The 22,742-nt window shown below is 67.7% G+C and carries 10 protein-coding genes; all 10 read left to right on the top strand.

Annotated features, from left to right (window positions below; genetic code table 11):
• Positions 1 to 126 precede the first annotated feature (126 nt).
• The 10 genes from PV761_RS01020 (at position 127) to PV761_RS01065 (ending at position 22,681) form a co-directional block, all read left to right on the top strand.
• The gene (locus tag PV761_RS01020; protein ID WP_347893646.1) at positions 127 to 6,231 is read left to right on the top strand and encodes an Ig-like domain-containing protein; all 6,105 of its coding nucleotides are present in this window, start codon (positions 127 to 129) and stop codon (positions 6,229 to 6,231) included.
• 100 nt (positions 6,232 to 6,331) lie between these two features.
• A complete protein-coding gene (locus PV761_RS01025) occupies positions 6,332 to 7,303 on the top strand; it encodes a MoxR family ATPase (RefSeq protein WP_028272888.1) in 972 nt (323 codons plus the stop codon).
• Between the two features lie 52 nt (positions 7,304 to 7,355).
• Positions 7,356 to 8,687, top strand: coding sequence for a DUF58 domain-containing protein (locus PV761_RS01030; RefSeq protein ID WP_347893648.1), 1,332 nt, complete (start codon positions 7,356 to 7,358; stop codon positions 8,685 to 8,687).
• Positions 8,684 to 11,242 (top strand): transglutaminase domain-containing protein, encoded by a 2,559-nt coding sequence (locus PV761_RS01035; protein WP_347893650.1) that lies wholly within the window; start codon positions 8,684 to 8,686, stop codon positions 11,240 to 11,242. Before PV761_RS01030 ends, PV761_RS01035 begins: the two co-directional genes overlap by 4 nt.
• Entirely contained in the window at positions 11,239 to 13,002 is a 1,764-nt protein-coding gene (locus PV761_RS01040; RefSeq protein ID WP_347893652.1) for an RDD family protein, read from the top strand. Before PV761_RS01035 ends, PV761_RS01040 begins: the two co-directional genes overlap by 4 nt.
• Positions 12,999 to 14,039, top strand: coding sequence for a protein phosphatase 2C domain-containing protein (locus PV761_RS01045; RefSeq protein ID WP_347893654.1), 1,041 nt, complete (start codon positions 12,999 to 13,001; stop codon positions 14,037 to 14,039). Before PV761_RS01040 ends, PV761_RS01045 begins: the two co-directional genes overlap by 4 nt.
• Positions 13,993 to 15,783: an FHA domain-containing protein gene (locus PV761_RS01050; protein ID WP_347893656.1), complete on the top strand. Its 1,791-nt coding sequence runs from the start codon at positions 13,993 to 13,995 to the stop codon at positions 15,781 to 15,783. Before PV761_RS01045 ends, PV761_RS01050 begins: the two co-directional genes overlap by 47 nt.
• Entirely contained in the window at positions 15,780 to 17,465 is a 1,686-nt protein-coding gene (locus PV761_RS01055) for a serine/threonine-protein kinase (protein WP_347893658.1), read from the top strand. Before PV761_RS01050 ends, PV761_RS01055 begins: the two co-directional genes overlap by 4 nt.
• Before the next feature lie 33 nt (positions 17,466 to 17,498).
• The gene (locus PV761_RS01060) at positions 17,499 to 18,203 is read left to right on the top strand and encodes a hypothetical protein (protein ID WP_347893660.1); all 705 of its coding nucleotides are present in this window, start codon (positions 17,499 to 17,501) and stop codon (positions 18,201 to 18,203) included.
• On the top strand, positions 18,200 to 22,681 hold the full coding sequence (locus PV761_RS01065) for an FtsK/SpoIIIE domain-containing protein (protein WP_347893662.1): 4,482 nt from the start codon (positions 18,200 to 18,202) through the stop codon (positions 22,679 to 22,681). Before PV761_RS01060 ends, PV761_RS01065 begins: the two co-directional genes overlap by 4 nt.
• Positions 22,682 to 22,742 lie beyond the last annotated feature (61 nt).

The following is a 22,742-nucleotide window of genomic DNA, read 5'->3' on the forward strand; positions in this document are numbered from 1 at the left end:
GGAGAGCTCCCCATCGCGGTCCGCCGGATGGTTGGGTAGGCTGTCGCGGGAAACAGAGAGCCCGGTACCGGGTCTTTGGAAACGCTGCCCTGGGGGCGGCTGCGATTTTGAGGGATTTGAAAACTTGTGACAACTCTGTTCGGCAAGCTGGGTCTCAGGGAACGCCGCAGGAAGTTGGTTTCGGGCACGGTTTTTGCGGTGGCCGGTGCTGCGTTGGTGGCGGGTGCGGTGATTTATCCGGGGTTTAAGACCACTGAGGTGGAGTTGAACGACGGCGGTGTGTGGGTGGTGAGTAAGGCCAGGAATGCTGTTGGGCGGTTGAATTATCCGTCGCGTGTGCTGGATGGTGCGGTGACTCCGGCGAGTACTACGTTCGATATTCTGCAGAATTCCGGTGATGTGTTTGTCGATGATGAGACCGGTTCGACGTTGAATCAGGTGTCGCCGGCGAATATGCAGTTGGGCGGGGATAAGCAGTTGCCGGGTGCGGCTGAGGTGAGTTTTGGTTCCGGGGTTATTTCGGTGACGGATCCGGCCAAGGGCAAGGTGTGGGCGTTGTCGCCCTCGACGGTTAATGGTTTTGATGAGGAGTCCACGGAGCCGGTGCTGGCCGGTTCGGAGGGCCTGGTGTCTGCTGTGGGTGCGGATGACCGGATTTACAGTGCTGATCCGAAGACCGGTGCGGTGACGGTGACGGTGGTTGATGCCAATGGTGTGGTGACTTCCACCGAGTCCTCCACGTGGGACGGGTTGAAGGGTGCGGGGGATCTGCAGTTGGCTGTGGTGGGGGATCGGCCGGTGGTGCTGGATGCCGGGCGGGGGAAGTTGTTCCTGCCGGGCGGGCGTGCGCTGGATGTGGCGGATGCGCAGGAGGCGAAGCTGCAGCTGTCGGGTCCGGAGTCGGATGTGGTGGCGGTGGCGACGCGGAAGGCGTTGTTGAAGCAGCCGTTGGATGGGTCGACGGCGAAGACGGTGTCGTTTGGTGGTGAGGGTGTTCCGGCGGCTCCGGTGCAGCTGGGCGGGTGTGTGCATGCGGCGTGGTCGGGGGCGAATAAGTATGTCCGGGACTGTGTGAATGATGCTGATGATAAGAATGTTGAGGTGCCGAAGGCGAGTGCGTCGCCGTCGTATGTGTTCCGGGTGAACCGGGACCTGGTGGTGCTGAACGATGTGAATTCGGGCAATGTGTGGCTGGTGAACCAGAACATGCAGCTGGTCAACAACTGGGACGACGTCATCCCGCCCAAGAACCAGTCCGATGACCAGGACCAGGAATCGGCGGACAACAACACCATCAACATCCTGCCGGACCGGACCAAGCCCAACCGGCCGCCGGAAACCAAGGCTGACACCGTCGGCGTCCGGCCGGGGCGAACCACCATCCTCCCCGTCCTGGACAACGACTCCGACCCCGACGGTGACGTCCTGACGGCGTCCGTCGGGGGCTCCGGGCCCGCTTCAGGCACGCTCCAGAACATCTACGGCGGAACGGCTTTCCAGATCACGGTTCCGGCCGACGCCAAGCCCGGCTCCGAAACTTTCAGCTACAACGCGGCCGACGGCCGGGGCCTCTCCGCCGGCGGGCAGGTCTCCCTGAACGTCGTGGGTCCCGACGAAAACAAGCCCCCCGTCTTCAAACGCGGCGAGCCCACCACCATGCTGGTGGAGCAGGGGAAGACCGTCAGCCAGAACATCCTCACCGACTGGGCGGACCCCGACGGCGACGACCTCGTGCTGCTGGACGCCAAGGCAGACAACGAGCAGGACCAGGTCAAGGTCCGCCGTGACGGGCTGCTCACCTACCAGGATTCGGGGGCCGCACCCGGCAAGAAGACCGTCACGGTGTCCGTGTGGGACGGCCGCGACACCACCACCGGACAGGTAGTGGTGAACGTCCAGCCGCCGGGCGCCCTCGCGCCGGTGGTCAACGCGGACCATGTCACGGCCGTCGTCGGCCAGGACCTGCTGATCGCGCCGCTGAAGAACGACGTCGACCCCAACGGCGGCGCCTTGCGGCTCGCCCAGGTGGAAGCCTCCGGACCGGCCGAACTCGGCCCCGTCACCGACGGCGGAACCTTCACGTTCCGCAGCGAGACCGCCGGCCCCGTGTACCTGACCTACATCGCCAGCAACGGCCCACAAAGCAGCCAGGGACTCATCCGCGTGGATGTGGAGTCCGGCAAGGACACCGGCGATCCCGTGGCTGTCCATGACGTGGCGCTGATGCCGACCGGCGGAAGCGTGCTCCTGGACCCCCTGGCCAACGACTCCGACCCCTCCGGCGGCGTGCTGGTGCTGCAGTCGGTCCAGCTTCCGGAGAACACCACGGCATCGGTGAGCGTGATCGACCACAGCGTTCTTCGTATTACTGACGTGCTGGGCACCAAGGAACCGTTCACCTTCCAGTACACGATGTCCAACGGACGGAAGTCCGCCACCGGCAGTGTCTCCGTGGTACCGGTGCCGGCGCCCGCCGTCGTCGAAGCGCCCCAACCGAAACCGGACGAAGTAAACGTCCGCGTGAACGACGTCGTGACCATTCCAGTGCTGGCCAACGACACCCATCCGCAGGGCCAGAAACTGACTGTGGACCCGGTGCTGCCGCAGGCAGTACCGGCGGAGGACGGCAAGAGCTTCGTCTCGGAAAACACGCTGCGCTTCATCGCCGGGTCCCAGCCCAAGACGGTCCGTGCGATCTACAACGCGGTCGACCCGCAGGGCCAGAAGAGCGCCGCGGCCGTCACCATCCACATCCTGCCGCTGGAAGGCGCCGAGAACTCCCGGCCGCAGCCGAAGAACCTGACGGCGAGGGTGGTGGCGGCCGGCTCGGTCCGCATCCCGGTGGAACTGGACGGGATCGATCCCGACGGTGACTCGGTGCAGCTGACCGGAATCGACAGCACCCCCAACATGGGCACCGCGACCGTAGGCAGCAACTTCATCGACTTCACCGCTGCCGGCGACGGCGCCGGCACGGACACCTTCCGCTACAAGGTGGTGGACCGGCAGGGGGCCGTCAATACCGGCACAGTGACCGTGGGCATTGCCCCGCGGGGCGACGCGAACCAGAAACCCACCCCCGTTGACGACGACGTCCAGGTCCGTCCGGGGCGCCAGATCGCGGTGGACGCGGCGGGCAACGACACAGACCCCGACGGCGACCCCATCGGCATTGTGGCCGACGGCATCGAGGCGCCCGCGGAACTCCAGGCAACCGTGAGCAAGGCCAGCGGACGAATCCTCCTGCAGGCTCCGGCGAGCGAGGGCACCGTCAACGTCCGCTACACGATCGTCGACGACCGCGGAGCGTCGGCCCAGGCCACCATCCGGGTGAACGTCCGCGGTGACGTTCCGCTCCAGGCACCCATCGCACGGGACGACCGCGTGACCTCCGCGCAGACCCTGGGCAAGACCGCCGTTGACGTGCCCGTACTGAAGAACGACGAGGATCCGGACGGCGTGGGCGAGAACCTGAAGATCGCCACGGAGGCCACCACCGCCCGGCCCGGCACCGACGGAAACATGGTGGTGGAGCTGACCGAGCAGCCACAGCTGATTCCGTACACGGTGGAGGACGTGGACGGCCAGAAATCCACCGCCATCATCTGGGTGCCGGGCATCGGCCAGCAAGTGCCGACGCTTGCCAAGGACGAGGTGCTCGAGGTCGTTGCCGGCCAGTCGGTAACGGTCGACCTGAAGGAATGGGTGAAGGTCCGCGACGGAAAGTCCCCGCGACTGACCCAGACAGACCGGATCAAGCTCATCGGATCCGACGGCGGCGACCCTGTTGCCGGCAACGGCACTGCGATCAGCTACACCGCTGGCCAGGACTATGTGGGGCCCGGCTCCATCAGCTTTGAAGTCACGGACGGCACCGGCCCGGATGATCCGCAGGGCCTGAAATCGACCCTCAGCATCCGGACCAAGGTCCTGCCGGACCCGAACCGGAACAACCCGCCCACCCTGCTGGGAAGCTCGGTGGACGTGCCGAAGGGGGAGTCCGCGGAGCTGGACCTTGGCCGGCTGACCTCGGACCCCGACCGGGACGACGTGGACAACATGAAGTATGAGCTGGTGGGCGACGGCCCCGCCGGCTTCAACGCCCGCATTGACGGCAAGGCCCTCAAAGCGTCAGTCGACGGTGCCATGGCCACAGGCACTGGCGGTACCGTGCAGGTCAGGGCAAAGGATCCCCGGGGACTCGAGACCACTGCCGCGTTCCAGCTGGCCGTTATCTCTTCCAACCGGCCCAAGCCCGTGGCCAGTGACGACGTTGAACCCAACGCGGCGGCGGGCAAGACCGTGTCCATCAACGTGCTGGCAAACGACTCCAACCCGTTCCCGGAGACGCCGCTGAAAATCGTGGAGGCCGGCGTCGAAACCGGACTCGGCAACGTCGAGGTGGCTGGCGGTGACGTGAACGTGACGCCTGCTTCCGGTTTCACCGGAACACTCGTGGTGGCCTACACCGTGGAGGACAAGACGGGGGAGACCTCCCGGCATGCCACGGCGCGCATCCGCCTGACGGTCAAGGACAAGCCGCTGGCCCCGGCCACGCCGCAGGCGCAGAGCGTCGGCGATCAGACGGCCTTGCTGAACTGGACCGCGCCGGCGGACCGAGGCTCACCCATTACCAGGTACACGGTCTACGGCGAGGGCGGCTACAAGCAGGATTGCCCGGCCAACTCGTGCACGCTCACGGGTTTGACCAACAACACCAAGTACCACTTCCAGGTGACGGCCACGAATGAGTTCGGCGACTCCGACCGGTCCCCGGCTTCGGCCGAAGTCCGCCCGGACGTCAAGCCCGACACCCCCGTTGCCCCTGCGCTGAAGTTCGGGGACAAGCAGCTCAGCGTGACGTGGACGGCGCCGGCCAGCAAGGGCTCGCCCGTCAAGTCCTACGACCTGGAAATCTCACCTGCTCCGGCCGGGCAGAACGCCCAGATCCAGAACCTGACTTCGCTCAGCTATGTGTGGAAGGGGCTGCAGAACGGCGTTTCCTACAAGGTGCGTGTCCTCGCGCGGAACGATGCCAAGGAACCCTCCGAGTGGAGTGCCTACTCCGCTGCGGAAATCCCTGCCGGCGTCCCGGTTACTCCGGCCGCGCCCAGCGCGGCAGCGGCGCAGTCCGTCGGTACTCAGAGCCAGCTCAGGGTGACCTGGACGGCGCCGAACAACAACGGCGATGCCATCTCGGCGTACACACTGACCACGCTGAGGGGCGGGGCCGTCGTCGCCACCCAGCAGGTCGCCGGGACGTCGCAGAACGTCACGGTGGACAACTCCGAGTCGGGTTACACCTTCACCGTGTCGGCCACCAACAAGGCGGGCACCTCCGGCACGAGCGCGCAATCCGCGGCCGTCCGGGCGGTGGGCAAGCCGGACATGGTGGGCAATCCCACCGCGGCCCTCGTCGACACCGGCGGAGACGGCGGGAGGATCGATGTGAGGTTCCCGGTGTTGACCGATGCCCAGCGCAACGGATCGACTCCTGGTGAAATCACCTACAAGTACCGTCTGACGTCGGGCGGCGGCAGCGGAAACATTGCTGCCGGCGGAGCAGTCGTCCCGGCTGCCAACGGCACGGATACCGCCGTCGTTGTGTGGGCCGTTTCGTCCCGCAGTTCCACGGCCGGTGACGCAAGCCCTGCGTCCAACACCGTCAACCCTTACGGGCTCGCCTTCGCGCCGACCGTGACGGGCAGCAACAGCAGCGGCGTCGGGGACAGGACCGTTTCCTGGAACTGGAACCAGCCGAGCGGTAACGGCAGGGCCGTAACCGGCTACCAGTACAGCTTGGACGGCGGAGGCTGGCAGGACACCGGGCAGCGGTCGTTCTCGAAGACCGTCGGCTTCAGCGAGACGCACACACTGCGGGTCCGTGCCATCAGCGCGGGCCAGGCGGGGCGCATCGGCAGCGATACCTCGCGCAGCGGGGCGGAGCCGCCACCGCCGGCACCGACGTCGTGGGACATCAGGGCGACCCCGGTCAGGACCTGCACGGAGGCGAATAGCAGCACGAACAGCTACCGGAACACTAACCCGGACCAGTGCCTCAGCCCCGGACGGTGGTTCGACACCGGCTATACGGCGCAGGCCGACTACTACGTGCAGTGGGGCACCAGGATCTGGTACCACCTCACCTCAGGAGCCGCCAGCGGCAACTTCGCCCGCGGCGACACCACGTCCCTGGGCACAAACCCGCCGGCCGGCATGCCCAAGCGGTAATGCCGGGGTAATCAGGGCCCAAGCAAACAATTAGACTAATCGCTGGACGAAGCGGGCATCGGCCCGCCGCGTCAGCCGACACCCGGAAGAGGATTGACCCATGACCATGACAACTGAGCAGGCCGACTGGTTTGCAGGAACGTTCGAGAAGCTCGTTGCCAACGTAGGACAGGCTGTGCTGGGCAAGTCGCACGTCATCCGCCTGACCTTCACCGCCATGCTGGCCGAAGGGCACGTGCTCTTCGAAGACGCGCCGGGTACCGGCAAGACCTCACTGGCCCGTGCCCTGGCCGCCACCGTGCAGGGGTCCAATAACCGGATCCAGTTCACCCCGGACCTGCTGCCCTCGGATGTCACGGGTGTCACCATCTACGACCAGAAGACCCAGAAGTTCGAGTTCCACAAGGGACCCATCTTCAACAACATCGTGCTGGCGGACGAGATCAACCGGGCCTCGCCCAAGACGCAGTCCGCTCTCCTGGAAGTCATGGAGGAGTCACGGGTCACGGTGGACGGCACAACCTATGAAGCCGGCCGTCCGTTTATGGTCATGGCCACGCAGAACCCGATCGAGCAGGCGGGTACCTACCGGCTGCCCGAAGCCCAGCTGGACCGGTTCCTGATCAAAACGTCCATCGGGTACCCGGACCACGCGTCCACCGTGCAGCTGCTGGGAGGCGCCAACCTCAAGGACCGGTCCAAGGAGCTCTCCGCGGTCATCACCACACAGGCGGTGGCTGACATGGCCGACCTCGCTGCCACCACGCACGTGGACACCGCCGTGCTGGAATACATTTCACGGCTGTGCGAGGAAACCCGTAACGCCCCCGAGACCCGGCTCGGCGTCTCGGTCCGTGGAGCACTGGCCATGGTCCGGGCGGCAAAGGTCTGGGCTGCGAGCCAGGGACGGAACTTCGTCCTGCCCGACGACGTGAAGGACCTCGCCAGCGTCGTCTGGACGCACCGTTTCGTGATGGACCCGGAAGCGGAATTCTCCGGTGCCACCGCCGAAGCCGTATTGGCCCGCGTGCTGTCCGATGTCGCTGCCCCGCAGCAGCGCGCCGCCGTCTAGCGGTGCCCGCCCACCATTCCGGCACATCCACCGCGCGAACAAAGGCACAGATATGTCCAGCAGCACTCCGTTGACCCGGCTTGCTGACCGCCTGAAAAGGCCGTTTTCCGGTGACGGGAAGGCCTCACGCCTGCACCCGGCCGCCATGTGGTCCGAAGCCGTCAGCACGGCGGGCCTGGTGCTCGCGCCCGCCTGGTCGAAAGTCCGGGAACTCTGGCTGACGTATGCCTGGCCCGTCCTCTCGGTGGTCAGCGTCCTCGGCTGGTCCGTCCTTGCCGCCTCCATCCTGCTGTGGAGCGTCGGCCAGGCCTACGGCTGGCAGGAAGCAAAGGCCGCCGCGGTGGCCGCCTTCGTGCTGTTCGTCCTTGCCGTCGGATTCATCCTGGGGCGCTCCTCCTACGGCGTGGTGCTGGACCTCGCCAGGACCCGGGTGGCCGTCGGCGACAGTGCCGTCGGTAGCATCGCCGTCTCCAATACCTCCGCGCGTCCCCTCCTGCCGGCCGCGCTGGAGCTTCCCGTGGGAGCAGCCACCGCCGTCTTCCACCTGCCGCGGATGAAACCCCAGCAGGTCCATGAGGATCTCTTCACCATCCCCACCGCGCGGCGGGCCGTCATTGTAGTTGGCCCGGTGCGCTCCGTCCGGGCCGACCCCCTGCACCTGCTGCGGCGCCAGGTGCTGTGGACTGAGCCGGAGGACCTCTACGTGCACCCGCGGACCGTAGCCCTGGCCGGTTCCGCCGCCGGCTTCATCCGCGACCTCGAAGGCATGCCCACCACGGACCTGTCCAGCGCCGACGTGTCGTTCCACGCCCTCCGTGACTATGTGCCGGGCGACGACCGCCGCCACATCCACTGGAAGACCACCGCGCGGACCAACAAACTCATGGTGCGCCAGTTCGAGGAGACGCGCCGCGCCCACCTCGCCATTTCGCTTTCCATCAACACGGACGAGTATGACTCCGAGCACGAATTCGAGCTCGCTGTTTCCGCCGCCGCGTCCATCGGCCGCCAGGCCATCCGGGAACAGCGCGAACTCGACGTCCTCACCCAGAAGGGCCCGCTCCGCTGTGAGACCGGCCGGAACATGCTCGACGACATGACCAGGATCGTCGGTTTCCCGATGCGGAAGACCGCCGTCGACCTTGCCCGGACGCTGGCGGACACCGTCCCGAACGCTTCGGTGGTTTTCTTTGTCATGGGCAGCCGGGTCACCCTGGCCCAGCTCCGTTCGGCAGCGGCTTCGGTGCCGCCGGGAGTGCGCAGCCTCGCCGTCCGCCTCGAGACCGGCGCCGCGCCGGCCCGCGCGAACATCGCGGACCTGACCGTCCTGACGCTGGGGGACTTGTCCGACCTCGCCATCATCCTGAGAAAGGCGGCTGCATGAGCTCCGCGCCCGCATTCCGCCCGCGCCGGCAGCCCGCGCAGTCGCGGACGTCCGCCTTCAGCGACGGCCAGCCGGCCTGGCATTTCGTGCTCGACGCCGGTGCCCTGGTGGTCCTGCTGGGGCTTGGAGTCCTCGGCTTCAGCCTCAGCTTCGGCGGCGACCCCTATTATCTGATTGCCGGATTCGGCGGCATCCTGCTGGGCCTGGGCATTGCCGCGGCCAACGCCCACTTCCGGCTCGGAGCCCTCATCACAGCCGCGGCGACGCTGGGCGCCTACCTCGTTCTCGGAACGCTGTTTGCCGTGCCTGATGCCGCCGTCGCCGGCTTTGTTCCCACTCTCGAGTCACTGCGCACCCTCCTGCTGGGCGTCGTCTTTGCCTGGAAGGACATGCTGACCGTGGGTGTGCCGGTGGGAACAGCCGGCGGAATGCTCATTGTCCCGTTCCTCAGCTCACTCATCACCGCGCTGGCCGCAGGACTGATGACCTGGCGGCTGAAGAGCCCGTACTGGCCGCTCCTGCCGGTGCTGGTGCTCTTCGTTACCGGCATTGCCTTCAGCACCAACGCCGGCTTCCTCAACGTGGAGCGCGGAATCTCCCTGACGGTGGTGGCGGTGGCCTGGGCAACCTTCCGCCGCGACGCACACCGGCGCAACGACACCCGCAAGGTGTCCGTCAACCGCCCGGACGCCGATGCCGCCACCGCACGCCGCGCCAAGGTCCGCCGGCTGGGATCCGCCGCGGGCGTTATCGCGGCCTGCGTGGCCATCACGGCGGTGGCGTCGCCGCTCGTGACGGCCAGCGATGACAGGACGGTTCTCCGTAACACGATCGTTCCGCCGTTCGACCCGAAGGACTACATCACCCCGCTGGCGAGCTTCCGTAGTTTCGTCAAGGACAAGAAAGACGACAACCTGTTTGTGGTGAGCGGCCTGCCCCGGGACGGGCGCGTCCGCCTGGCGGCCCTGGATGCCTTCAACGGCACCAACTACAACATGGACCCGGATAGCTCCGGCAATTTCAGCAAGGTGGGGGATGCCAAGTCCCTGAACACCCTGGCCGACTCCGACGGCGTCGTCCCCAGCAACGATTACACGCTGGATGTCACCATCGAGGACTACCAGGGGTACTTCCTGCCCGGCGGCCGCCGCACTACCGGAATCAGCTTCACCGGGGAGTCTTCGGGAGCCGCCTCCGGACTCTACTTCAACTCCGGAACGGACACCGCTGTGACCACGAAGGGCCTCACGAAGGGCGATGCCTACAGCGTGCAGGTATCCGACCCCGCGAAGCTGGAACACGGCCAGCTCACTCAGTACGACTTCGCCAAGGTGGCGCTCCCGGACGCCCAGGAAGTTCCGCCGGTGGTCGGTTCGCAGGCCAACGATCTGTCCGTCGACGCCCCCACGGCGATCGACCGCGTCCGGCAGATCGAGGCGCATTTCCAAAAGAAGGGCGCCTTCAGCAACGGCCTGATCGACGAAGGCCAGCTGCCCAGCGTCTCAGGGCACGGCTCGGCACGCATCCGGAGCCTCCTGACCGCCAAGCAGATGCTGGGCGACGACGAACAATACGCCGTGGCGATGTCCCTGATGCTACGGCACCTGGGCATCCCGTCGCGGGTGGTGATGGGCTTCTACCCGGATCCGAAGAGCCCGGAAAACGGCGCCGGCGAAGTGAAAATCACCGGCAAGGATGTACACGCCTGGGTGGAGGTGGCGTTCGACCGTGTCGGGTGGGTCTCCTTCGACCCCACCCCGCCCAAGGACAACGTGCCCATTCCGCCGGATCCCGAGAACAAGTCCAAGCCCAAACCCCAGGTCTTGCAGCCCCCGCCGCCGCCGCAGGAACCCGCCGACCTGCCGCCGGACTCTTCCCCGGACGCCCTGGACGCCGACGAGAAGAAGAACAACCCGTGGCTGTTCTGGGGACCGATCCTCACCGCAATCGGCGTTGCCTTGATCCCCGTCGCCATCCTGGCGCTGCCGCTGCTGCTCATCGCGCTGCTCAAGAGCCGTCGCCGCAAGGCCCGGTTCTCCGACGGGCACCCGGCCCAGCGGGTGGGCGGCGGCTGGAATGAAGTGGTCAGCCTCGCCACGGACATGGGTGCCGCACTGGACACCCGCGCAACCCGCCGGGAATCCGCCGTCGTCCTCGGTGAAGCTTTTCCCGCGACTGCCGGAACCACCACTTTGCTGGCGCGGCGCGCCGACGCCTCCATTTTCGGCGCCGGCCAGCCAAGCGAGGCGGAGGTCCAGGAGTACTGGACGATTGTGGACGGCTCGCTGAAGGAAATGACCGCCACCGTGGGATTCTGGCGGCGCCAGGCTGCGCGGTTCTCGCCGCGGTCACTCCTGGCTGACGGCCGGACAGCGCTCAAGCTCAAGGGACCCCGGCTGGTCCGGACGGCCAAAGCAGAGCCCGCGGGTAGGGTGGACGGTGGCTCCGGGCCGGCCACTTCCGGTCCGGCCACTTCCGGGCCGGACACTTCCGGTCCGGACACTGAACAGACCGTGCTGAGGCGCACCCTACGAGAGAACCGCAACGAACCATGACGCATGACGCCGAGCGCTGCCAGCGCTGCCAGCAGTTGATACGTCCCGGAGCGGCGTTCTGCCCGTCCTGCGGCGCGCCGCTCAGCAACCGGGCCGCCCGCAATGACCGGAACATCGACCACTCGCAGCGGGAGCTGATGGAGCGGGCCGCCGCGCACGGCGGCCAGATTCCCGGTAGTATCCCCGTAGCGCACGCCGGGGCGGAAGCCGCCGGGCCGGGCCTCCGGGGACAAACTGTGCCTGGACTAGCGGTGCAAGGACAATCGGTGCCCGGGCAAGCGAGCCAGGGGCAGGCGGTCCACGGGCAGGTGGTCCACGGACATGGTCCCGATGGGCAGGGTGCCCCCGGACGGGGGGTATTTGTGCCGGACGGCCGCTTGGCCGGCGTGCAGACGCACGGCTCGCACGTACAAGGGGGAGGTACCGGAATGGGCGGCAAACTGGACATCGTTCCCGCAGCGGCAGGACGACGGCTCGGCGCCGCGGTGCTCGACTGGGTGGGGCCGGCAGCGGTTCTGGTGGTGATGCTGACCATCGGGTTTGCCAGCATCACCCGCACCCAGAGCGGCGGCTTCATCATTTACGACACGGCCATGCTGGTGCTGCTGGGCAGCATTGCGGCGGGCATCGCCGTGGTTTACACACTGGTTCTCCTCGGAATCGAGGGCCGCTCCGGCAACACCATCGGCAACCAGCTCATGGGTATCCGCAGCACGGACCAGGACGGCTATGCCCCCGGTGCCGGAGCCCTGTTCCTGCGGGGCCTCATCACCGGAGCCGGCATCCTCCTGCTGGTGCTTGCCACGGTGCTCGTGGTGGTTTTCAAGTGGTTCGGGGCCGCGCTGTGGATCATCGCGCCGCTGGCCGTGCTCGCTATCGCCTGGGCCTTCCTCGTGGTGGTGTCCAACTCCTGGGACAAGAACGCCAAGCTCAGGGGCTGGCACGACAAAGCGGCCAAGACGCTCATGTTCGATGTCAACGCCGGCCGGAACCCCGTAGCCACCGGAGGCGTCCAGGGCCCGTACAGTTTCGCGCCGCTGGACCTCCCGCCCGTGCAGCAGGTGTCATCACCGATTGCCGGCGCAGCCGTCAGGCCGGGCCAGACGGTCACCGCGCAGGCCGCGGATCCGCGCCAGGGTTTCAGCCAGCCTGCCGCCATCCCGCAGCCACCCCATAACCCGAACCAGTGGCAGCCCCCGGTGGCCCCCGCGCCCGTCTCCGCGCCCGTCCCCGTCCAGGCACAGGCCCAGCCCCAGGCCGCGCCCGTCCCGACACACTTCCAGCCGGCACCCGCGCCGGTGCAGACCAAGCCCCTGCAGGACCCGGCGCCCCAGGCCCCGTCCCAGGCCCCGGCCCAGGCCTGGGCCCTCCACCCCGACGACGACCACGACCGCACCCAAATGCGCGGACAAACCGTTCCGGTACCGGTGGCCGTGCTGCGCATCAGGCTCGATGACGGCCGCGAATTCCAGCTTGACCGGACCGCGCTCATCGGCAGGAACCCCAGCGGTTTTCCGGGCGAAGACGTCGCACAGCTGCTGGCAGTGGCGGACCCCGGCCGTTCCATCTCCAAGACCCACCTGCACCTGCGTGAGGACAACGGGGGAGTCTGGGTCACGGACCGCAACTCCACCAACGGCAGCGCCGTCACCACGCCGGACGGCATCCGCACCGCCTTGCAGGCCGGAGAGCCCGCCTTTGTACGACCAGGGTCCACCGTCCACTTCGGTGACCGCACCTTCCACCTAGGACAGGCATGAATTCCCAGCAGGCAGCCGCCACCTCCGAAGCGGGCCGGGAGCCCGGACTCCAACTGAGCTGCGGCTACGGCACTGACCGCGGCCTGCGCCGGGAGCTCAACGAGGATTCCTTCATCGCCTCCGATCCCGTGTTCGCCGTCGCTGACGGCATGGGGGGCCATGAAGGGGGCGAGATCGCCAGCGGAATCTGCGTCCGTACCCTTGCCGGAATGCCGCAGCTGGCTACGGGAGAGCGGACGGCCACGGCCGCCCTCGTCCAGCAGTACCTGGTCAGCGCCGATGAGCGGATCCGCACCGCCACCGGGTCCCGGGCAGGCACTACGCTCGCCGGCGTGGTGCTGGTGGAACAGATGGGTGTCCCGTACTGGCTGGTGGTGAACATCGGAGACTCGCGGACCTACCGGCTGAGCCAGGGTGAGTTCGCGCAGGTCAGCGTGGACCACTCGGAGGTCCAGGAGCTCGTGGACTCCGGTGAAATCACCAGGGAGCAGGCTGCCGTCCACCCGCGCCGGCACGTGGTGACCCGGGCCCTGGGAACCGGTGACGAAACCGAGGCCGACTACTGGCTGCTGCCCGTGGAGGAAGGCGACCGCATCATGATCTGCTCGGACGGGCTGAATGCGGAGCTCACCGACGACCACATGTTCCGCATTCTGAGCACGGTGGGCCACCCCCAGGATGCCGTGGACGCCCTCATCCAGGCGGCGCTGCGCAGCGGCGGACGCGACAACGTCACCGTGATCGTTGTGGATGCCAAGAACGTGATGAACGACGCCGGAACAGACACTGCGCCCCGGCCCGCCGCGGGCGTCGAGGACGAGGATACGCTTCCCCGCACCCAGGTCCTGGAGAGTGCCGAAGTGCAGGACAGCACTGAAGTGGATACCGAGGAACTTCCCGAGGCCGCCGTTGCCGTGCAGCCCGCGGATTCGCCGGAATCCGCCGGGCCCGCGGCTGAGCCGGACGCAGTTCAGGGTCAGGAATCCGTGAATGACGCTGGCACCGACGATGAGGGCCGCCGCGATGGTCTCAAGTAGCTACACCCCGGGGACCTGGCTCGGGGTAGTCCGGGCCGGGACCGCCGTGCTGCTGGCGCCCGCGACTCCGCCCGCGCTCGTGGACTCCCTGTGGGAGTTGCTGGGCGGCGAACCTGAGGTCCACGACGTGCTTCACGCGGTCACCAGCGCCTCCGCGGGCTCCCTGGCGCAACTTCCGTGGTTCGGCATTGTGGACATGCGGGATTCGCTGCGGGTGTTCCTCCGCGGCGACATCGAGCTGACAGCGCACCTTGCGGCAGGACCGGTGGAGTTGAACGGCAGCGACGTCACCACGTGGACCGAGCGCAGGCTCAGCGAACCGGAATGGTACACAGTCACGGTTCCTGGGGACGCTGCCGGCGCTGCCGAACTCCCGCTGGGGGAGGGGGTCGTCCTGCTGCAGAGCCTCACGGTGGGCCGCGTTGCGGGCGCACTGCCTGCCCCGGCCGAGGCCGCGGTGCTCAATCAGGTGCCGGTACCCCAACAGGTGCCCGTGCACCACGAAGAACCGGCACCCGAACCGGCACCCGAGCCGGTCCCCGTACCGGCACCCGAGCCGGTCCTCGAGCCGGCACCCGAGCCGGTCCCCGAACCCGTCCACGACGTGCCTGCTGAACACGGTGCGTCGGCCGAGACGGTGATGGGCCTCCCCGACGACGACCTCGAGTACACGGCCGCCGCCACGCCCGGCACGGAAGAGCCCGGCACGGAAGAGGCCGGCACGGAAGAGGCCGGCACGTCCGCGCCCGGGGCCTCCCCGGAGACGGACGGACAGGAACCCGTTGCTGCGAACGAGCTGACCGGAAGCTACGACCACCTGTGGGAAAAGACCGTCATGCGCCGCATCGAGGATGCCGCCGTCCGGGACGAGCCTGAAGAAGAGCCTGCAGTGGAAACGGAAAACCCGGAAGGCGCCCCCGACGGGCAAGGCGAATCCCCTGCAGCAGCCGCGCCCGAGCAGCTTCCTGCCGCTGAGCCGGCCGTTCCTGCGCAGCCCTTCGCCCCCGCGCAACCGCTCATCCCCGCCGGGCACGGCGGGCTGATCGACTCCGTCCCCTGGAACACCGGCGGTGAGCAGCCCGCGCGGCCGTCCGGGCCGCCGTCGTTCGCTCCCGCATCCGCTTCACCCCTGTCCGGTGACATGCCCGACTGGGGCAGCCCGTCGGCAGTGCCTCCGGTGCCGGAAGGCGACCACGACGGCGAAACGATCATGAAGAGCGACCTCGCCGGACTCGGGACCACCCCCCAACTGCAGGGCGCGCCCGGCGGAAGTGACCCGGCCACCGGCCCCATGGTCCTGGCCCGCGTCTGCCCGCAGGGCCACGCCAACCCGCCGACGCATTCGCAGTGCGCCGGCTGCGGCATGGCGCTGGCGTCCGACGCCGTGCAGGTCCGGCGGCCGCGGCTGGGCCGCGTCCGGGTGTCCACCGGCGAACTGATCGACCTGGACCAGTCACTCGTGATCGGCCGGCAGCCCTCGGTGTCCCGTGTCCAGGGCGGCGGCATGCCCCGGCTCGTCCAGGTGGCAAGCCCCAGCGGCGACATTTCCCGGTCGCATATTGAGGTCCGGCTGGAAGGCTGGCATGTGATGCTGTGCGACCTCAAGGCCACCAACGGAACAGTCCTGGTCCGGGAAGGCCAGCCGCCAAGGCGGCTTGCCCAGAACGAGATGGCCATCCTTCTTGACGGTGATATTGCAGAACTCGGCGATGATGTGTCGCTGCGGTTCGAGGAGATTCTATGAGTTCCAAGCGGCCCGTAGCCCCGCCGCCGCCGATTCCCGGCTTCACGTATGTCAGCCTGCTCGGTTCGGGCGGGTTCTCCGACGTCTACCTCTATGAGCAGGACAGGCCGCGGCGAAAGGTGGCCGTCAAGGTACTCCTGTCGGACCTGAAGACCGAAGGTGCCCGGCGACGCTTTGAATCCGAAGCGAACCTCATGGCCCAGCTGTCCTCGCACCCGTACATTGTGACCATTTTCGAAGCCGAGGTCACCGAGGACGGACACTCCTACCTGGCCATGGAGTACTGCTCCCGGCCCAGCCTGGACGTCCGCTACCGCCGGCAGCGGTTCAGCGTGGACGAAGTCCTGGCCGTCGGGATCCAGGTGGCGTCCGCCGTCGAGACCGCCCACCGTGCCGGCATTGCCCACCGGGACATCAAGCCGGCCAACATCCTGGTGACCGATTACAACCGTCCGGCGCTGACCGACTTCGGCATTTCCGGCACCCTCGGCAGCGACACCGACGAAGACGCCGGGCTGTCGATTCCGTGGTCCCCGCCCGAACAGTTCCGGGACGGCCCGGTGGACGGCGTGATGGTGGACGTCTGGGCCCTGGGTGCGACGCTCTACACCTTGCTGGCCGGACGGTCGCCGTTCGTGCTGCCGGGGGCCGACAACTCCCAGCGTGAACTGATCTCCCGGATTACCAACTCGCCCGTGCCGCGGCTGGGGCGGGCGGATGTTCCCGAATCGCTGGAGCTGGCGCTGTCCACGTCGATGGCCAAGTCGGCCGCGTCCAGATACTCCTCGGCCCATGCCTTCGCGTTGGCGTTGCAGCGGATCCAGGCGGAACTGAACCTGTCCGTCACCCCCTTCGAGGTCCTGGAGGACGCCCACGCCGAGGACAGCCACCCGGACGACGGCTTCGAAGAGACCCGGGTCCGGAGCATCGCCTCCGTGGACCCCGACCAGACAGGACACGCCCCGACGTTCCCGGCGCGGGTGCGTCCGGCGGCTCCTTCCGCGTTTACGCCCGTCGTGCCTGCGGCACCGGTCGCTGGTCCCGCCCGCGGTCCGGCACCCAGCCCGGTCCCCGGCCCTGTCCCCGGACAGGGGGCCCGCCCGGAGCAGCACGATGACTGGTCGCAGGGCACCATGCTGCGGGGGAGCGTCGCGACGGAGTCGCGGCCCGGCGGACCTGGCGACGCCGACATCGCCGCCACGGTCAACAGGCCGCAGGCCGTGCAGGAAGCGTCCGCGGAAGCTCCGGTTGACCACAGCAAGCGCAACCTCTGGCTGGCGGTGGCCGGCGGCGCGGTCCTCGTCGTCGCTGTGATCCTGGGGCTGGTGCTGGGGGCGTCCCGTCCGGAGCCGGTTGTTAAACCCACGGAGAAGGTTTCTGCGCCACCGCCGGACGCCTTGGGTGACGGCTCTGTTCCGAACGTGACCAACCTCGTCGGTAAGTTCACGGAATCGGGGAAAGCCCGGTTCACGTGGACCAACCCGGACCCCAGACCCGGGGACAGCTACAAGTGGCAAATGTCGACCTCTGCGCCGGGGGAGGGTTTCCAGGCCACCAAAACACCGGAGGCGGAGGTTACTCCCGGCCCGGGGAAATTTGCCTGCATCTGGGTGATGATCGTGCGCAGCGATGGGTCGGCATCTCCCATGGGAGACGACGCGTCGTATGAGTGTGCCCAGTGATAGTAAGCATTGCCCTTTGAGGAGGCACGGAATATGGGGGATCTAGCAGTAGATTTCTGTGGCGAATGGTACGAGCCGTCGGACGAGGACGTCTTCAGCATCGGACGCGAGGGCGACCTGGAAGTCGACGATAACCCGTACCTGCACCGGCGGTTCCTCCAGATCGCCCGCTACGACGGCATCTGGTGGCTCAGCAATGTGGGCAGCATGCTCTCGGCGACGGTGGCGGACGGAACCGGCGGGATGCAGGCCTGGCTCTCGCCCGGCGCCCGCATCCCCCTCGTCTTCAGCCAGACCAACGTAATTTTCACCGCAGGCCCCACCACCTACGAGTTTGCCGTCCACCTCAAGACGCCCTCGTTCCGGCAGGAGGCCCCCGAAGACGAGAGCGGCGGGGATACAACCATCGGACCGGTCGTCTTCACCGACTCCCAAAAGGCGCTGATCGTTGCCCTGGCCGAGCCCATGCTGCGGCGGGACGGCACAGGGTTCAGTGCCATCCCGTCATCGGCGTCTGCCGCCAAGACCCTGGGCTGGGCACTGACCCGGTTCAACAGAAAGCTGGATAACGTGTGCGACAAACTGGACCGCGTCGGCGTCGCCGGCCTCCGCGGCGGCGGCGGCAAGCTGGCCACCAACCGGCGCGCGCGGCTGGTCGAACACGCCGTGACGTCGCACCTTGTGACCGCTGACGACCTGTACCTGATCGAAAAAATGAGGGGGGTCGACGAAGGGTGAAAATCCGCCTGACACTGCGCCGGGACCCGGCCGACGCCAAAGACCTCGCCGTAACCGTGGACGGCCTGGCAACTGTGGCGGACATCGCCACCCAGCTGTGGGCCGCCGATCCGGAACGCCGGGGCACCCGGCCGCCGGAGAACCTGTCGCTCTGCATCGATGAAGCCTTCGTGGCCGGCGGGATGCGCGGCAACATCCTCAACCGCACGGACAACCTGCTGGAATCGGGGCTCCGGCCCGGGTCCATAGTTTCGCTGACCCAGGTCAGCGAGCAGTTTGCGGCACCGGGCGCCAACCGCGGACCCGCCGCTGCGACGCTCCGGGTGTTGTCCGGGCCCGACGTCGGGCAGGAATTTTCGCTGCCCACCGGCACCAGTTACATCGGCCGGGACCGGGACGTCGATATCCGGCTCTCGGACCCCATGACCTCCAAGCGGCATGCCCGCGTCACGGTGGGGGAGACCGTGGAAATCGTGGACACGAATTCCGCCAACGGCCTGATCATGGACGGGCTGCCGGTCACCCGGGCAACACTGAACTCCTCAGACACGGTGACCCTGGGCGACACGACCGTCTCCGTGGTGGGCCTTGGCCACCACGGCGGCGCGCCGACGTCGCCCTTGGTGGACTTCAACCGCTCGCCCCGCGTGGTGCCGCGCTTCGCCCCGCCCAAGCGGGTGCTGCCGGCCGGGCCCAAGCGCCAGGAGCACCACCCGTTCCCCTACATCATGCTGATCGCGCCGCTTATGATGGGCGCCATCCTGTTCGCCGTCACGAGCAACATTTTGTCCGTGCTCTTCATGATGATGATGCCGCTGTTCATCATCGGCCACTACGTGGACCAAAAGATGCAAAGCAAGCGGGAACGCAAGGAACAGCTCAAGCAGTTCCGCGAAGCCATGGCGGCTTTCCGCAAGGACATCACCGAGCTCCAGCACATCGAACGGTCCGTGCGCCTCCAGGAAGCACCCTCCGTCAGCGACACCGTGGATTCCATCTACAAGCTCGGACCGCTGCTCTGGACGCACCGGCCGGAGCACAACGGGTTCCTGGGCCTGCGCTTCGGGCTGGGGACCGCGCCGTCCCGCATCCCGTTCGAAGAGCCCGGCAACAACGAAACCGAAGCCGAGTACATGCAGGAAATCCAGGCCTGCCTCAAACAGTTCCGGGACATTGAAGGCGTTCCCGTCGTCTCCCAGCTCCGCTCCGCCGGCGCCTTCGGGCTCGCAGGTTCACGCGGCCTCGTGGACGACGTTGCCCGTGGCATGGTCCTGCAGACTGTGGGGCTTCATTCCCCCGCCGAAGTGGTGGTCACAGCCATCACGTCGGCCAAATCGAGGGAACGCTGGAACTGGCTTCAGTGGCTGCCGCACGTCGGCTCCGGCCACAGCCCGCTCAGCGGCGACCACCTCGCGGCCGGACCGGCCGGCGGCTCCTCGCTGCTGGCCCGGCTCGAGGACCTCATCGACCAGCGCGAAGCAGGCGCCCGGACACCGCGTCCCGTGCCGCGGCCCGGCATCAAGGGAGAGGACGGCGACATCCCCGGACCCGTGCTGCCCTCCGTCCTGGTCATCGTCGAAGACGACGCTCCCGTTGACCGCGGACGCCTGACCCGGCTGGTGGAACGCGGCCCGGATTCGGGTGTCCACGTCATGTGGGTGGCCACCAGCGTCCAGTCCCTCCCGGCCGCGTGCCGCGACTTCATGGTGGTGGACGGCGACCACGGAACCACCACCGGCCAGGTCCGGCTTGGCCGGCACACGTACCCGGTGAGCTGCGAAAGCCTCGACGCCGAACTGGCCGCCCAGCTGGCCCGGATGCTGTCTCCCGTGATCGACGTGGGCAAACCCGTGGACGACGACTCCGACCTTCCCCGCGCGGTGTCCTACGTGAGCCTGATCGGCAAGGACTTCATGGACAACCCCCAGGCGGTGGCGGACCGCTGGAAAGAGAACAACTCCGTCCACGCCACCGCTGTCGCAAACCGCAAGGACAACGGCACGCTCCGTGCCCTGGTGGGATCCAAAGGCATCGAACCGCTGTACCTGGACCTGAAGAACGAGGGGCCGCACGCGCTGGTGGGAGGCACCACCGGCGCCGGAAAGTCCGAATTCCTGCAGTCCTGGGTGATGGGCATGGCCGCCGCCTACAGCCCGGACCGCGTGAGCTTCCTGTTCGTCGACTACAAGGGCGGTGCCGCCTTCGCCGACTGCCTGCACCTGCCCCACACCGTGGGCCTGGTGACGGACCTCTCCCAGCACCTGGTGCGCCGTGCGCTGACGTCCCTGCGGGCGGAGCTGCACTACCGGGAGCACCTGCTCAACCGGAAGAAGGCCAAGGACCTGCTGGGCCTCCAGCGGGAGGCGGACCCCGAAGCTCCGCCCTACCTCATCATCATCGTGGACGAATTTGCCGCCCTGGCCACCGAAGTCCCGGAGTTCGTGGACGGCGTGGTGGATGTTGCCGCCCGCGGCCGGTCGCTTGGCCTGCACCTGATCCTTGCCACCCAGCGGCCCGCCGGCGTGATCAAGGAAAGCCTGCGCGCCAACACCAACCTCCGGGTTGCCCTGCGCATGGCCGACGAGGACGACGCCACGGACATCCTCGGCGTACCCACCGCGGCCTACTTCGACCCGTCGATCCCGGGCCGCGGCGCCGCCAAGACCGGGCCCGGCCGGATCCAGGGCTTCCAGACCGGCTACGCGGGCGGCTGGACCACGGACAAGCCGCAGACCCCGCAGATCGACATTGTGGAGATGGCCTTCGGCTCGGGACCCAGCTGGGCCGCACCGGCGCCTGAGAAGCCGGTGCGGGAGGAGCCTGCCGGGCCTAACGACATCGCCCGCATGACGGCGAACATCATCAAGGCAGCGGAGGTGCTTTCCATCGCTCCGCCGCGGAAACCGTGGCTCAACGAGCTGGCCAAGACCTACGATTTCTCCAAGCTCCCCAATCCGAGGACGGACGAGCGCCTCCTCCTGGGCGTGGCGGACGACCCCGCCCGCCAGGACCAGCCCACCGTCTTCTACGAGCCGGACAAAGACGGCAACATGGCGATCTACGGAACGGGCGGCTCGGGCAAGTCAGCCGCCCTGCGGGGCATCGCCATCGCTGCTGCGGTCACCCCGCGCGGAGGCCCGGTCCACGTCTACGGCATCGACTGCGGTTCCTCGGGGCTGAAGATGCTCGACGGACTCCCGCATGTGGGCGAGATCATCAACGGAGACGACGTCGAACGCGTGAGCAGGCTGCTGCGGTGGCTGCGCGATGTGGCAGACGACCGCGCCGCCCGCTACGCCGACGTCCGGGCCTCCACCATCGTGGAATACCGCAAGCTGGCCAACGATCCGGACGAGAAACGGATCTTCATCCTGGTGGACGGCATGTCCAGCTTCCGCGAGGCCTACGAATACAGCCGCCTGTCCGCCCTGTGGGACATTTTCCTGCAGCTGGCAACGGATGGACGGCCGCTGGGCATCCACCTGGTTGTCACCGGTGACCGCCCCAACTCCGTCCCGGCGTCGTTGCTGGCTTCCATCCAGCGGCGCCTGGTCCTGCGGCTCTCCTCCGAAGACGACTACATTTCGCTGGACGTGCCCAAGGACGTCCTGAACCAGGCTTCGCCCCCGGGCCGCGGCCTGCTGGGAACGCACGAGGTCCAGCTTGCCGTGCTCGGCGGCGACTCGAACCTGGCCCTCCAGGCCCGCGAAGTCCACAAGCTCAGCGACGCCATGCTGCGCCAGGGGGTGGAGAAGGCGCCCCAGATCGAACGCCTGCCCGAGCAGGTGGACCTGGACATCCTTCCCGCCGGAAGCCCGGACCTGCCGGTCATCGGTGTGGACGACGAGACCCTCCAGCCGGCCGAAATCATGGCGAAGGGACCGCTGCTCGTGGCGGGTCCGCCGGGTGCCGGCCGCACGGTGGCACTGGTCACCATGGCCTATGCGCTGCGCCGGTCCAACCCCGGTACCGAGCTGATCTACATCGGCTCCCGCAGGTCCGCCGTCGCATCGCTGAAGGTCTGGAACCGGACGCTTGTGGGCGCTGACGACGTCGAAGAGGCTATCGACGCGCTGGTGGACCACTCCTCGGAGAACCCGGGCCGGCTTGCCATCTTCATCGAAGGCCTGACCGAGTTCACTGACACGGGCGCCGAGTCCGGCATCGAGCAGCTGGTCACTACGTCCATCAAGGCCGACCAGTGGGTGGTGGGCGAGTCCGAGACCTCCACCTGGTCCTCGGCGTGGTCACTGTCGCAGCCGTTCAAATCCGGCCGGCGCGGACTGCTGATCAACCCGGGCGACATCGAGGGCGACAGCCTGCTCAGCACATCGCTGGGCAAGATCAGTTCCGACTTCATCCCGGGCCGCGGCTACATTGTGGGCCGCGGCAAGGTCCGCAAGCTGCAGATTGCGCTGCCGCCGGAAAACCGCAGCCAGGCCGATCCGGACCTGAGCCGGGCCGGAGCGGCGAGGTGAGCGGCACGGCAAGTGCCGTATGGGGAGCGGTGCATGGGGAGCGGTGCCCATCGACGGAGCG

Origin of the sequence: Arthrobacter sp. CC3 (assembly GCF_039907775.1) — a bacterium.
Lineage (GTDB): Bacteria > Actinomycetota > Actinomycetes > Actinomycetales > Micrococcaceae > Arthrobacter.

What these genes read in the sequence shown, in the direction of transcription:
- PV761_RS01030 (WP_347893648.1), top strand. Translation starts at nt 7,356, where the DNA reads ATGTCCAGCAGCACTCCGTTGACCCGGCTTGCTGACCGCCTGAAAAGG.
- PV761_RS01045 (WP_347893654.1), top strand. Translation starts at nt 12,999, where the DNA reads ATGAATTCCCAGCAGGCAGCCGCCACCTCCGAAGCGGGCCGGGAGCCC.
- PV761_RS01040 (WP_347893652.1), top strand. Translation starts at nt 11,239, where the DNA reads ATGACGCATGACGCCGAGCGCTGCCAGCGCTGCCAGCAGTTGATACGT.
- PV761_RS01025 (WP_028272888.1), top strand. Translation starts at nt 6,332, where the DNA reads ATGACCATGACAACTGAGCAGGCCGACTGGTTTGCAGGAACGTTCGAG.
- PV761_RS01050 (WP_347893656.1), top strand. Translation starts at nt 13,993, where the DNA reads ATGACGCTGGCACCGACGATGAGGGCCGCCGCGATGGTCTCAAGTAGC.
- PV761_RS01035 (WP_347893650.1), top strand. Translation starts at nt 8,684, where the DNA reads ATGAGCTCCGCGCCCGCATTCCGCCCGCGCCGGCAGCCCGCGCAGTCG.
- PV761_RS01060 (WP_347893660.1), top strand. Translation starts at nt 17,499, where the DNA reads ATGGGGGATCTAGCAGTAGATTTCTGTGGCGAATGGTACGAGCCGTCG.
- PV761_RS01055 (WP_347893658.1), top strand. Translation starts at nt 15,780, where the DNA reads ATGAGTTCCAAGCGGCCCGTAGCCCCGCCGCCGCCGATTCCCGGCTTC.